Annotated in this window: 11 protein-coding genes and 1 pseudogene; 8 read left to right on the top strand and 4 right to left on the bottom strand. The window is 49.0% G+C overall.

Annotated elements, in window-relative coordinates; all coding sequences use genetic code 11:
- Positions 1–75: 75 nt before the first annotated feature.
- Genes BUF15_RS12050 through rph form a run of 3 tightly spaced genes read right to left on the bottom strand, consistent with a single transcriptional unit; the run spans position 76 to position 2233 of the window.
- Complete coding sequence (locus BUF15_RS12050) at positions 76–672, bottom strand: pyridoxamine 5'-phosphate oxidase family protein (protein WP_073613742.1); 597 nt, start codon at positions 670–672, stop codon at positions 76–78.
- Between the two features lie 25 nt (positions 673–697).
- On the bottom strand, positions 698–1498 hold the full coding sequence (locus BUF15_RS12045; RefSeq protein WP_143170707.1) for a radical SAM family protein: 801 nt from the start codon (positions 1496–1498) through the stop codon (positions 698–700).
- Between the two features lie 36 nt (positions 1499–1534).
- Positions 1535–2233 (bottom strand): ribonuclease PH, encoded by a 699-nt coding sequence (gene rph, locus BUF15_RS12040; RefSeq protein WP_073613740.1) that lies wholly within the window; start codon positions 2231–2233, stop codon positions 1535–1537.
- A gap of 603 nt (positions 2234–2836) precedes the next feature.
- Here rph and BUF15_RS12035 point away from each other — a divergent pair.
- The 4 genes from BUF15_RS12035 (at position 2837) to BUF15_RS12020 (ending at position 6386) form a co-directional block, all read left to right on the top strand.
- Positions 2837–3874, top strand: a complete 1038-nt coding sequence (locus BUF15_RS12035) for a TRAP transporter substrate-binding protein (protein ID WP_073613739.1) — start codon at positions 2837–2839, stop codon at positions 3872–3874.
- Between the two features lie 216 nt (positions 3875–4090).
- On the top strand, positions 4091–4600 hold the full coding sequence (locus BUF15_RS12030) for a TRAP transporter small permease (protein WP_073613738.1): 510 nt from the start codon (positions 4091–4093) through the stop codon (positions 4598–4600).
- Positions 4601–4602: 2 nt separating this feature from the next.
- Entirely contained in the window at positions 4603–5892 is a 1290-nt protein-coding gene (locus BUF15_RS12025; protein WP_073613737.1) for a TRAP transporter large permease, read from the top strand.
- A 65-nt stretch (positions 5893–5957) separates the two neighbouring features.
- Positions 5958–6386, top strand: coding sequence for a universal stress protein (locus BUF15_RS12020; RefSeq protein ID WP_073613736.1), 429 nt, complete (start codon positions 5958–5960; stop codon positions 6384–6386).
- 122 nt (positions 6387–6508) lie between these two features.
- Here the strand turns inward: BUF15_RS12020 and ftsH are convergent, their stop codons facing one another.
- The gene (gene ftsH, locus BUF15_RS12015) at positions 6509–8422 is read right to left on the bottom strand and encodes an ATP-dependent zinc metalloprotease FtsH (RefSeq protein WP_084553932.1); all 1914 of its coding nucleotides are present in this window, start codon (positions 8420–8422) and stop codon (positions 6509–6511) included.
- Positions 8423–8806: 384 nt separating this feature from the next.
- On the opposite strand from ftsH, the gene BUF15_RS12010 reads away from it, so the two are divergent.
- From BUF15_RS12010 to BUF15_RS11995, 4 genes and pseudogenes are all read left to right on the top strand, one after another.
- A complete protein-coding gene (locus BUF15_RS12010) occupies positions 8807–11464 on the top strand; it encodes a PAS domain S-box protein (protein WP_073613735.1) in 2658 nt (885 codons plus the stop codon).
- A gap of 305 nt (positions 11465–11769) precedes the next feature.
- Complete coding sequence (gene mltB, locus BUF15_RS12005; RefSeq protein WP_073613734.1) at positions 11770–12804, top strand: lytic murein transglycosylase B; 1035 nt, start codon at positions 11770–11772, stop codon at positions 12802–12804.
- A 67-nt stretch (positions 12805–12871) separates the two neighbouring features.
- Positions 12872–13468, top strand: a complete 597-nt coding sequence (locus BUF15_RS12000) for a PAS domain S-box protein (RefSeq protein ID WP_073613733.1) — start codon at positions 12872–12874, stop codon at positions 13466–13468.
- Between the two features lie 78 nt (positions 13469–13546).
- Positions 13547–13746, top strand: a pseudogene (locus BUF15_RS11995) (IS256 family transposase); the annotation flags it as partial.

Here is a 13746-nt window from a genome sequence, read left to right as displayed (position 1 = left end):
TGAGATGAGAAAATGATGAAAAGGAACTACAGCAATAGAGGTTATCGCCCATACTGCATCTTCTTATGATCGTTATTATTTTGTCATTCCAGGACGAATTCGCCTTGCGGCCTCCCCATCTCCCGGCAAATTCCGTTGCTCCAGATAGTCGGCAATTCGCTGACGTGTCGCATCGTCCTTTTTCTGGGCAAGATCACTTTTGGCAGACAGCGACTCCACCCGTACCGCTACCACCGAACAACTGGCCACCGCTTCCGTATCCTTGGTGATGGCGGAGTAACCTTCTATCTTCTCGTGGGAGGCCATCAGGGCGTTTAAGGCGCCGACTTTTTCCTGCAGATCCTCAACTATCTCCGCCTTGCCGCGAATAATCACCGAGTGATAAAACTGATGCACCTGGCAGGCCGGTTTTGTTGGCTCAAAATGAGTATCCAGATACGCAAGGGGGATATCCACTTCAAAACAAACCTTTGGATCTCTCAAAATATTGTCAGTCTTCTCCCCTTTTCTGGCGCAATGGAAATAGACAGAACCACCCCAGAACGCATAATTCACCGGAGTGATGTAGGGATAACCGTCAATACCAATGGTCGCCAGCCGTCCCACCGTACATCGACGTAGAATTTCCGTAATTGCCTCCGGGTCCGTTACCTGACATTGCTTTCTTCGCATTATGTGCTCCCCATTGAATACATCATCATGTATCTGTTCCTGGCTTTTTCGCCAGTTGCAGTCCCATAATAATTTTGATCGATTCTTTCCATCTCACCAGCGGTTCTCGGTACAGCTGCTGGTAAATTCTCTGTATTACAAGATCATCCTGGCCGGCCCGAATACGTTCGACCTGGCGCACCACCTCATCGCTGTCGATTCTGACCCTTTTGTCGATCTTGTTCATTGTACCAAGCCAGATAGAATGCGTGACATAAGGCAGCAGTTCATGAGCCATTTCAACCACGTCAGCCGTATCGAGCATTGGCTCGACACTGACCGAGGTCTGAAATCCTTTATTAAAGGCATGGCTCAGGCTTGCCTTTCTTTCGGAATAAACCGGCGCACCTGGCTCCCAAAATGAGAGCAGTTCGGGGTCACGGGCAGTAATGGTAAAGCGGAAAAGAAGGTTTTCCTTTCTGGAGGTAAAGACACGACACAGCTCTTGCACACAGTCGAGATGGGGCTTTGACACCACCAGCACCCTGTTGCCCGCCCGAAGCAGATGGTCGATCACCTTGATGCAGGCATCGAGATTTTCCGGCAGAATGTCATGGGTGGTGGGAAACATCACCTGCCCCGGATAGAGCGGCTGAATTCTTTCCACATCCTCTGACCGAACCCTGCATTCACGCCAATCTGCCGTGCTCAGCAATCCTCTCTTTTCTACCGCATCATAGCGGGCATAACAATACCGGCAGTCGTGCGGGCAACCTGTACAGCAGTCGATGTTGACTACCGCCCACTCACGAGTCCCCCGAATGACTTTTCCCTTTGCGACCATCATCTCACCTGATGCCTCACCCCTCTTACTACATCCACCTCAATCCCATAACCCCAGCAGTTCCGTGATCCCCTTAGAAGCAAGCGCCATCACCTGTAAAAACTCATCCTGCTGAAACGGTTCACCCTCGGCAGTCGCCTGGATCTCGATCCAACGCCCATCACCACTCATAACAAAATTGGCATCAGCTTCGGCCGCAGAATCCTCAGGGTAATCGAGATCAAGTACCGGCACCCCGTCAACAATACCCGCCGAAATCGCCGCCACCGGCAGAATTTTCGGCAGCTCAGCCAGCTTTCCCTGTGCCACAAGTTTCTTCAGCCCATCTCGTATTGCCAAGGCGCCACCGGTAATCGAGGCGGTGCGGGTTCCACCATCGGCATTCAACACATCGCAATCCACCCGTAGAGTTCGTTCACCAATAGTCTTCAGGTCAACCATCATCCGCAGGCTCCGGCCAATTAATCTCTGGATCTCCGAACTCCGGCCCGATCTGCCGTTTGTCTCCCGCTTATATCTGCCGTTGGTCGCACAAGGCAGCACCCCATATTCAGCGGTAATCCAACCCTGACCCCGTCCTTCCAAAAACGGCGGCACCTTTTCCTCAATGGTTAAACCACAAATCACATGGGTGTTGCCCATCTTGATCAACACTGACGCATCGGCGTTCAGTTGAATTCCCCGCTCAATCGATACCGGGCGTAAAGAGTCCGCGCCCCTGTTACCACTTCTTTTCATTTTTCCCTCATACACTCAAAATATAAACGCATCAAAACGGAATCTGGCGTCATTCATTTCCCCAGGCAGCACTCTCCAGGCAAAAAAGGCCTGAAACGCCACCTCATGTCATACTTTTTCAGCATACCCGTTTGGGAAGTCAAATTAAACCGTATTCTGGTATCTCGCCAAGATCATTGGATGATCAAGTCTATCGATATGTTTTTCACTCTCCCCGAATCTTCTCTTCCTACTGTTCATAGACCGCTTCGGCATTGATTCTCCTTTTCCCTTTTGGGGGCAGTGATGTTCTTCTCCTGCAGTACCACCCATCAAGGTGTGGGCCACACACTCTCCGCAATGGCGCGAAGACCAATTAGCCCCCCGCCACCATATGTCGAATTTTATTTCTGCCGTCGCCGATAACGCCTAATCTATTTCGCTTTTATAATTGCTGCGCCTAATCTTTTATGTTAATTGAATCAAACAAGTTGATGTATGATTATGCTGACTTCGCCTGACAACCCGACATGTCTTTTGTCGCATGCCCAAGTCGGCTATCCAGTTCCACCATTCTACGCCGCTTGCGGTTTGTTGCCAAAAGAGCGGCAAGGAGAATATTGCATGAAGAAACCACTTATTGCCCTGCTGTCCACAGCCCTTCTGATGTCTGCAACCTTGACAATGGCTGAGGACAAAGATCCTTTAGCTGCCTGGAAACCGAAATTTGATCCAAGCGGGGCGAAATACACCTATATCCTCTCAAACGTCAGTCATCCTGTTATTGAAGGAGTGGGTGTAGGCTATCGCATCCGGGACGCGGTATGGGAAAAGACAAATGGACAGATATACGTTGATTATCGACCATTATCCGTACTCGGCGGGGAAAAGGATGTGATCAGCAAGTTGAAAATCGGCGCAATCCAGGGCATGCTCTCTTCTTCAGTTGCAGCAGCCAATGTCTCGGACATTCTGGGTATCGTCAATCTTCCCTATGTGGTCGATACCTTCGACAAGCTGGACGCATTCAGAAACACTCCTGAGCTATGGGACCCCTTTGCCAACGGCGCCTTGAATCAGGGAATGATCGTCACCGATATCACCGGTTACGGCCCTTATGGCTGGGCAACAACCACCCCCGTAAAGACGCTGGCCGATGCCAAGACTGTCAACTTCCGTATCGCCGAAGCCCCGGTCAACACCGATTCGTATAAAGCGTGGAGCCTGAAATTTACCGTTATGCCATGGCCTGATGTTCCTCAGGCACTGCAGACCGGTGTCATCACCGGACTTGATCACACCGCCATTGTCTGCAACATCACCAAGAAGTTCACCATTGCCAAAAACTTCACCGAACTCGATTACGCCATGGGGCTATTCGTTCACCTCATCAACAAGCGCTGGCTCGACAAACTGCCAAAAGACTTGCAGGAAACTTTCCTCAGTGTTATCAAGGAAGAGAGTGAAAAATCGCGTGCTCTGACCCGCCAGCAGCATGCGGATCAGGTTGCCAAAGCCCAGGCTGAGGGGGTTACATTCTATAAACTCCCCGACAGCGACATGGCCGAGATCAAAAAACTGTCAGAACCGGTACTGGTTAAATGGAGCGAGAAAATCGGTCCGGATTATCTCACCAAGGTACGTACAACACTTGGCAATTAAGAGCTGAAAAGAAAACGAATCGATTACCGGCCGCAGGAACAGCGGCCGGTGCCGTGTCGGGGTTGGTGAGGAAACTCACCAACCTTTTTTTATAGGTCCTCGTTCCCGGCATGCCACGGCATTGTCCACACCAGAAGGCTTGATACTGATTTTTAATCAGGCCCGGAACCAGCGCACCTCGCTAATCACCTTTTTTCCAGCAGCACAAGATGGGATATGTTGAAAAAACTGTTCAGGTCTATTGACCGGGTATTTCTATTCGTGGAAGAGTGGTCGCTTTTCGCCACCGTCTGTATTGCCCTGGTCACGGCCATGGCCAATGTCGTCCTGCGTAAGACCACCAGTGACTACAGCCTCTACTGGTCCGACGAAGTGGTTCGCAAGGTTATCTACTTTTCCACCTATATCGGTTGCGTCGCCGCCATCCGCAGTCGGTCTCTCGTGCGGATCGACGCCCTGCCGCAGATGCTGCCATTTCTGAAAAAGCCACTGACCCTTTTTTCCCACCTGGCAGTTCTTGTCTTTTCCACATGTATGATCTATCTGGGGAGCCAGATGACACTCATGATGTACCAGGACGAATATGCCCTGACCGCAACCCTCCAGGTACCGGAATGGCTTCTCTATGCCGTCCTGCCGCTGATGGGGGTTATGATGTTTTTCCGGACGATTATCACCATGTATGAAGACTGGACCGGTTTAAACGACATCACGGGAGGTTGCTGATCATGGCTAGTTCCTACCTGATGATATTCGCTCTGCTGCTTGGTTGTCTCGCTTCCACCATGCCGGTGTTCATGGCTCTGTTCTTTACAGGCACGGTTGGCCTTGTTTATGGGATCGGCATCGACCCTCAGATTGTAATAGAGGTTCTCTACCGCAGCATGGATAAGTTCGCCCTCGTAGTCGTCATGTTTTTTGTCCTTTGCGGCAATATCATGACCACCGGCTCCATTGTCCACAAACTGATCAAAACTGCCAACGTCCTGGTCGGATTTCTTCCGGGGGGCCTGGCCATGGCCGGCATCCTGGCCTGTGGTTTTTTTGGCGCCATCTCCGGCTCCACCGTGGCCACAGTCGTTGCCATTGGCGGTTTCATGATCCCGGCCCTGATCGAAAACAAATACGACGAGAAATTTTCAGTAGGAATCATGACCACCGCCCCCATTCTCGGGGTCATTATCCCACCTTCCATCGCCATGATCCTCTACGCGATGGTCAGTAACGACCAGCTTGAAGCCCTCTTTCTCACAGGCTTCATCCCCGGCGTGCTAATTATGGCGGCCATGAGCATTTACGCCTATTATTTCTGTCGCAAGATGGGAATGACCCGGCGGCCGCGACCGTCAATGCATGAAATCGTTGCAGTATTCAAAGAGAGCGCCTGGGCGCTTTTCCTCCCGGTACTCATCTTCGGAGGTATCTATTCAGGACTGTTCACCGCCAACGAGGCCGCGGTCGTCGCCTGCTTTTATGCGTTTTTTGTGGAAATCTGCATACACAAGGACATGAAGCTGCGTGATATGAAAAAGGTCATCGTATCCTCTGCGGTCACCTCATCCACCCTCCTGATCATTGTCGCTGGCGCCTCGGTTTTCGGAGAATACCTCACATTTGAACAGATACCCGGTAAAATTGCTTCAATAGTGGTCGATTCCATCAGCTCGCCCTGGGTATTTTTGCTAACGGTCAACATCCTGCTGCTCTTCATCGGCATGTTCATGGATATCATCTCGGCAACACTGATATTGACTCCGATATTTCTGCCACTGCTCGGCAAATTCGGTATCGACACCATGCATTTCGGCTTGTTGATGACAATCAACCTTGGTATAGGATACTGTACCCCGCCCCTGGGCGTCAGTCTCTACATTTCCGGTGCAGTGGTGGACCGCAACCTGATCTATGTGTCGAAGGCGGTCATGCCGTTTCTCGCCATCCAGACTGCCATCCTGATGATACTCACCTACTGGCCGGATCTGGTGCTACTGTTGCCACGATTGATATATGGAAATTAATCAGGAAAAAATGTGATATACTCTATGATATAGGTGCAGTCCGACTTCAGCCAAGGAGAACAGCTATGGACCCCAAGATCCTGATTCCTGTTGACGATTCACCCACAGCCCAGAAAACCGTCCAGTCAGTCATAGAGCAACGCAAACGCTTTCCAAGAAAACTCACCCTGCTGTATGTCATTAATCAGGAACAGCTGGCCTACCGGATGATTCCTGATTTTCAGATGGATATGGTCAAGGATAACGCCCGGAAGGCTGGTCGGCAGCTTCTTGAACGCTACGGTGCCCAGCTGCAGGATGTGGGATTTACCTGCGAGCTGATAATGGAAACCGGCGAACCGCGCCAAGTCATTACCCGCACCGCCAATAAACAGGATTTTCAGCTGCTGGTCATCGGTCGACATGAGGGTGGCGGCGAAATCCGTGACGTAATCTTCGGGTCTGTCGCCAACCACGTGCTGCACAACGTCAGATGCCCGGTACTGCTATTCTGATAGGTAGAATATCGCCCTGAAGCTCTTGTGGCCTCAGGGCGATGATTCATGAACCATTATTGCATGAATACTTAGCCCGTAGTGCCCATATTTCGCGGTACCCATTAAGAGTAACCCCCAACTCACCCTGCATTTTTTCCCTCATTTTCCACTGTCTCCACATCTTCGGTTATGGTCGGCATATCCGGAGAAAGGGGCTCTTGCGGCGAGCTGATACGGTGCATATTTTCCGTCAGTTTCCGCAGCTCCGCCTCATCGAGAGTCTCCTTTTCGAGCAGTGCTTTGGCACAACGTTCCATCACCTCCCTATTCTTATCGAGCAGTTCGAGTGTAACTAAAAAGACGTTATCAACAATGGTCTTTACCGAACTGTCGATCAACTGGGCAGTGGCATCACTCATTGATGATCGATGCGGTTGAGGATAACCTTGCTGACCAAGAAACGTCTGCTGGTTATCGTCATAGACGATATGACCGATCTGCTCATCCATGCCGTAGCGGGTGACCATCGACCGTGCGATATCGGAGGTACGCGCCAGGTCATCCGAGGCACCTGTTGAGAGGTGATCAAACACCAGCTTTTCTGCAGCCCGACCACCGAGCAGCACTGCAATTTTTCGCTCCAACTCCTCCTTGGTCATGAGAAAGCGATCCTCTGTAGGCCGCTGCATAGTATAGCCCAGGGCTCCCACACCTCTCGGAATGATTGAAACTTTATGGACAGGATCAGACCCCGGCAAAGCCAGCGCCGTGAGAACATGGCCTATTTCATGATAAGCCACGATTTCACGTTCGCGAGGATTCAGCAACCGGTTTTTCTTCTCCAATCCGGCCACAATCCGCTCGATGGCCCTGGTAAAATCATCGGTTTCAACCTTTTCTGCTCCGCGGCGAGTCGCTAACAGGGCAGCTTCATTCACCAGGTTTGCCAGATCCGCACCCGAAAAGCCGGTGGTCAGCTCTGCGATTTTGTTCAGCTCCACATTATCTGCCATCTCAACTTTTTTACTATGTACCTTCAGGATCTGCGCGCGTCCAAGCTTGTCCGGTCGGTCAACCAGCACCTGTCGGTCAAAACGCCCGGCACGCAGCAGCGCCGGATCAAGTATCTCCGGCCGGTTGGTGGCAGCCAGAAGGATAAGACCGCTTGTCTGATCAAAGCCATCGAGTTCCACCAGCAGCTGATTGAGCGTCTGTTCACGTTCATCGTTACCCCCCATGCCGCTCATCGGGCTACGGGCGCGGCCAAGCGCATCGAGTTCGTCAATAAAGATGATGGCCGGTGCCGACTTCGTCGCCTGTTCGAACAGATCCCGAACCCTGGCAGCACCGACTCCAACAAACATCTCGACAAACTCCGAACCGCTGATCGAGAAAAATGGTACGCCTGCTTCACCTGCTACCGCCCGAGCCAACAACGTCTTACCTGTGCCCGGAGGGCCGACGAGCAGGATTCCTTTAGGCATTCGGGCACCCAATACACCATATTTGTCAGGCGACTTCAGAAATTCGACAATTTCAACAAGCTCAGTCTTACTCTCATCAACCCCCGCCACATCCGCAAAGCTTACTCCGGTCTCCCGCTCGACATAGACCTTGGCTTTGGATTTGCCGATATTCATAAATCCTCCGGCTCCACCGCCCTGCTTTTCAATCACTTTACGAATGACAAAAAGCCAGAGACCAAAAAAGACAAGGGCAGGAACAATCCAGGAAAAAAGAGTAATAAGAAACTTGCTTTCCCGAGCCTGGGTGAACGGGACTTTATATTTTGACAGTTGCTCGGCAAGCCGCGGATCGACCCGGTTGGCGATCACCACCTTTTTACCGTTCTCATCGGGTTTCCGCAGTTCCCCGACAATATACTGTTCCCGAATTGTCAATTCAGACACTTTGCCCTGCTCAAGCAACATTTCCAGCTCACTGTACGGAACAGGCTGGACCGTCTGTTGCTGTACCAGAACATCCTGCAGGATCATGATACCAATGATGGCTATGACCCCATAGACGAGGTTCAGTTTCTGCATTTTATCCATATAGCAGTTCTCCTTTGGCATTACACCGTATGACAGACAAGGGAAACTACATTATCTCAAGCAACCGAGACTTTTCTGCAACTCTTATAATATCTTATACATGAATGATGCAGATCACCAACATCTAACCAATTTTCGTTGCAAAAAAATTGGCCCTTCTTAGTATTTCAGACGAGAATGTAGGGAAGACAGACGTACACATGCGTTGGGACAAGAGTTGAATACTCATCCGGTCCATTTGATAAAGTATTGGTGAGTGTGATAAACAGTAGATAGGCTTCAAATTAGCTGATTGCCAATGGCATCCCGGATACGATTTGCCTATTGGAAATTGAAAAATGATGTACCGCAGCGACAACGGGAAGGAATTATTTAGAGAATTTCATGAGAAAAAATTCAGCACAAAACGATACTAATTCTTTTTTTGCCTCCAGAGAACTATGCAAAAGTCTTTTTGAACATTCTCAGGAAGGACTTTTCGTTGCGAATGCACAAAACACATTATTAGAAGTCAATCAGCGACTGTGTGATATTCTCGGATACATCAGAGATGAAATGCTGGGTCTCTCCATAAGGGATATCGTCTCAAATGAGGACTTGGCTGATTTTCCCCTGCAGTCTGATTCTTTCCAGAAAAACCACGATCAACCCGGCCTGTGCAACCTGCGCTGTAACAGAGGCGGCTCACTGTCAGCTGAACTCCAGATCAGGAAGCTGGCCGAAGACTGTTTCCTCGGAGTGGTGCGTGTTGTAGGTGAGCAAAGTCAAATAGAGAAACAATTCCGTGAAAGCGAGGAACGTTTCAGATTGCTGGCCGAATCCTCCCTGACCGGGATTTATCTTATTCAGGACGGTCGATTCCACTATACCAACAGGGCATTTGCACACATGTTTGGTTACAGCGTCGAAGAGGTGATTCATGACCTCAAGATGACCGACTTGATTTATTTGGAAGACCGCGCTCTGGTACTCGAAAATATCCGTCGTCGCGTCGAGGGGGAAGAAGACTCCATCCGCTACGTATTTCGCGGCCAACACAGAAACGGTTCAATCATTGATGTGGAAGTGCACGGACGCCGCATTCACTTTGATGGAAAACCCGGAGTTATCGGCACCCTGATCGACATTACTGAAGCCAAAAAAGTCGAGGCGACCCTGAGGGCCAGCGAGGAACGCTACCGCGCCCTTTATAATGAAAATCCGTCCATGTTTTTCACTCTCAATACTGAAGGAATTATTACCGCAGTAAATGATTTTGGTGCAAGCCAACTCGGTTATACCAAAGAGCAACTTTTAGAACAGCCGTTTCTTAGTCTCTTTCACGAAGATGACAGGGCTGCGGCAAATGAGGGCTTCAAGAACTGTCTGCAAACCCCTGGAAAGGTGTACCATCAGCAGTTCCGAAAAAAGCGACAGAATGGCAGTCTCATGTGGAGTGAAGAGTTTTTGCGGTCTGTCAAAGGACCGGCTGAAACCGTCCAGGTTCTTGTTGTCTGTCAGGATATCACCAAACGCAAACAGCTTGAGGAATCGCTCCAGATATCCCAATACATCTTCGAACAGGCATCCCTTGGTATATTCCTCGTTGATGGCAAGAGCCAGATCATCGACGTTAACGAATATGCCTGCCGCAGTCTCGGTTACTCAAAAGAGGAACTTTGCAACCTGTCAGTGTTTGATATCGACCCATCATTAAGCAAAAAACAATTTATTGAGCTGAGGGATGAGTCAAGCCATTTAAAATCCACCACGATCGAAACACATCATCGAAGAAAAAACGGTGAGATATTCCCGGTCCAGATATTCATGAGTCCCTTACCCTACAACAACGAAAAAATCAGAGTCTCCTTTGTCCAGGACATATCTGAAAGGGAACAGGCCAGAATTGAACAAGAAAAGCTGGAAAACCAATTGAAACAGGTTCAGAAACTTGAAGCCATCGGTAAACTCGCCGGAGGAATTGCCCATGATCTGAACAATCTTCTTACCCCAATCCTTGGATATGGAGAACTGCTCACTTTAGATGAAAACATTCCTGACGAGGCAAAGGATAAACTTGCCCATATGAACAAGGCTGCAACAGGTGCAAAAGATCTGGTCAAACAGCTTCTTGCTTTCAGCCGTAAACAGATTTTGGAATACCAGTCGCTGGATATAAACAAGATTATTGATGATTTCGAAGAACTCATACGACGCACTGTTCGGGAAAATATTAAAATCAGCATATTCAAATCAGCCAACATAAAGCCTGCCTTGGCCGATAAAGGGCAAATTGAACAGGTACTGATGAACTTGATAGTCAATGCGTCAGATGCAATGCCAAATGGAGGAAAACTCTCAATTGAAACAAAGATGGCGAAGCTTGATGAGGTGTATACTGCGACCCATGCCGATGTCATTCCAGGCCACTATGTCATGCTCGTGGTAAGCGACACAGGTGTAGGTATGGACGAAGAAACTATCTCTAAAATTTTTGAGCCGTTCTTTTCAACCAAAGGCGATCTGGGAACCGGTCTTGGATTAGCAACCGTTTACGGAATAGTAAAACAACACAAGGGTAGTACCTGGGTATACAGTGAACCCGGCGTGGGCACAACTTTTAAAATATACCTGCCGGTTGCAACACAGACAGTGGAACTCAGCAAACCAAAACAGGAAATACAATCCTCTACGCATGGCACGGAAACCATACTGCTGGTAGAAGACAACGAAGCAGTACGAACCACGGTGTACGATATCCTGAAGGATCATGGATATCAGGTTATCGCAGTTGAAGATGGAAAGACAGCACTCGAAACGGTCGCTACCGGTATTGACCTGGATATGCTTTTAACTGATGTGGTCATGCCGGACATGAACGGGAAAGAATTATATTCCCTGATATCAGAAAAACATCCCTCTATCAGAGTTCTCTACATGTCCGGATATACAGATAATATTATCGTGGATTATGGCATGCTCGAGGATGGGATACATTTTATTCAAAAACCGTTCAACTCTCTTTCGATCCTACAAAAGGTACGAGTGGTTCTCGAATCATGATCTTTGCCATAGTAAGCGAGATTGATAGTGTATTTGATATTCGATCTGGTCGTATCCACATCACGAAATCTATGAGATCGGATCATGGTTTTCACTTATTAGCTGGCTATTTTCTTTCGTATGAGATTCAATCGCGATGAAATGCCACCCTAACAACATTCAACCTCATCCAACGTGATAACTATCAATTCTCAATGACCAGACCATTTTGTCTCCTTCGGCCATTTCGGTTTATTTGTCAATATGCTTTTCAGCGACTCCTCCTCTTGCCTCGGCTTCTCGCCTGTTGCACTCTGGCTCTTTTCATGAGCTTATCAGCCTGCGGAGGACATGCGGAGCGTACAGGGAACAAGGTCGCCCATCATACAGGGGATTCTCAGCATTCACCGTTAGGGGCCTATAGCGCCCAATCGATTTCAGGTGATTATGCCGGCTATGCCAGTTTGGAACAATTTATCGGGGAGATGGTGGACAAGCACGGCTTTGAGCGTGATTACTTAAATGGGCTCTTTTCTGAGGCACAGCGCAAGAACTGGACTCTCAACTATCTTGCCAAATCAGATCAGGCCATGAAACGCGGTCCCTCAGTAGGCGGTTGGACTCGATATCGTGGTAAATTTCTAGATAAGCACCACATCACGGGCGGAGTGGAATTTGCCTACAACTATCGCAGCGCTCTCCAGCGTGCGTCCCAGGAGTATGGTGTTCCCGAGGAGTATATCCTCGGCATCCTTGCCGTGGAGACCATCTTTGGCGGCAACGTTGGAAGTCACCGGGTGCTCGATGCCTTAACCACCTTAAGTTTTGATTATACCCGTAGAGGTGAATACTTCCGGAGTGAACTTGAAGATTATTTACTCATGACCAGAAACGAAGGTCTAGACCCGGCAGAACCGATAGGATCGTTTGCCGGGGCAATGGGACTTGGACAATTCATGCCCAGCAGCTTTCTCCAGTTTGCGGTGGATTTCAACAACGATGGCCGTCGGGACCTCTGGGACCCGGAAGACGCCATAGGCAGCATTGCCAATTATTTCGCCCAGCATGGCTGGAAGCCTGGACAACCAGTAGTATCTCCCCTGACAGCCAGAGGTAAAGTCAAACTGGAACCTGGCATTAGCAAGCAATATACGCTAGCCGAAATCGAGCAGGCGGGTCTGCACTCCACTCATCCTTACGACACCAACGGCCCATTGCATCTTCTCCTGTTACGCCATGCCGGACATGATCAATACCTGATTGGATATCCTAACTTCTATACCATTACCCGCTATAACCATAGCACCTATTATGCGATGGCAGTCCATGAGGTGGCTCAGGCAATCAAGCAACTACTGTGATAATGGCTCAATTCAAATGCCCGGCAGGCCAAATATATGAGATGAGTCATGAGGATCGATAGACAACATGGATAAGCATAATCTTTTCCAACACGATCAGAGACTTTTCTTCAATGCCTTTCAGTATGCCGCTATCGGGATGGCCCTTGTTGCACCTAACGGACAATGGCTCATGGCCAACAAAGCACTCTGCAATCTTATTGGTTACAGTGAGGAAGAACTACTCACTTTAACCTTTCAAGACATAACCCATCCAGACGATTTGCATGAAGACCTGCTCTATGTACAGAAAATGTTATCTGGTGAAATTGATACATATCAACTGGAAAAACGCTACTTCCATAAAGACGGGAGCATCATCCATATCTTACTCAGTGTATCGCTTGTAAAAGACAATGCCAATTCGCCATTGTATTTTATCTCACAAATTCAGAACATTACAGATAGGAAGCTTTTAGAGGGAGAACTTGTAAGGCAGGCCAGCGAAGACATGCTTACCGGAGTAAGCAACAGAAGACGTTTTTACGACATGGCCGCAAGAGAGATCATACGCGGCGGGCGCTACAGTGATCCTATGGTCATCCTGATGCTCGACATCGATCACTTTAAAAGCATTAACGACACCTTCGGTCATGCCAGAGTTATGCTCAAAAGTGGTGTTTGAGGGAGAATTTAAAAAGAAATGACGTATCCTGTTGGAATCAGTTCGCCAAAACAGAATTCCAACAAAAAAGGATACGTCATGATCAACAGTAAAGTTATCACACTGAAAAAGCCAGGAGAGTTTGTCGAAGACCCGCTGACCGAACTGTTACGTACCGGCGCCCGACAACTCATTGCTGATGCGGTTGAGGCTGAATTGCAGGACCTGCTCCAGTATTACGCAGAGCTGAGAAATGAGAAAGGGCACATGCAGGTTGTGCGCAATGGCTATTTGCCTGA

It is taken from the genome of Desulfopila aestuarii DSM 18488, from assembly GCF_900143695.1.
In the GTDB taxonomy this organism is placed as follows: domain Bacteria; phylum Desulfobacterota; class Desulfobulbia; order Desulfobulbales; family Desulfocapsaceae; genus Desulfopila; species Desulfopila aestuarii.
Note: the sequence above shows the minus strand (reverse complement) of the source record. Positions and strands in the feature narration are given on the sequence as shown.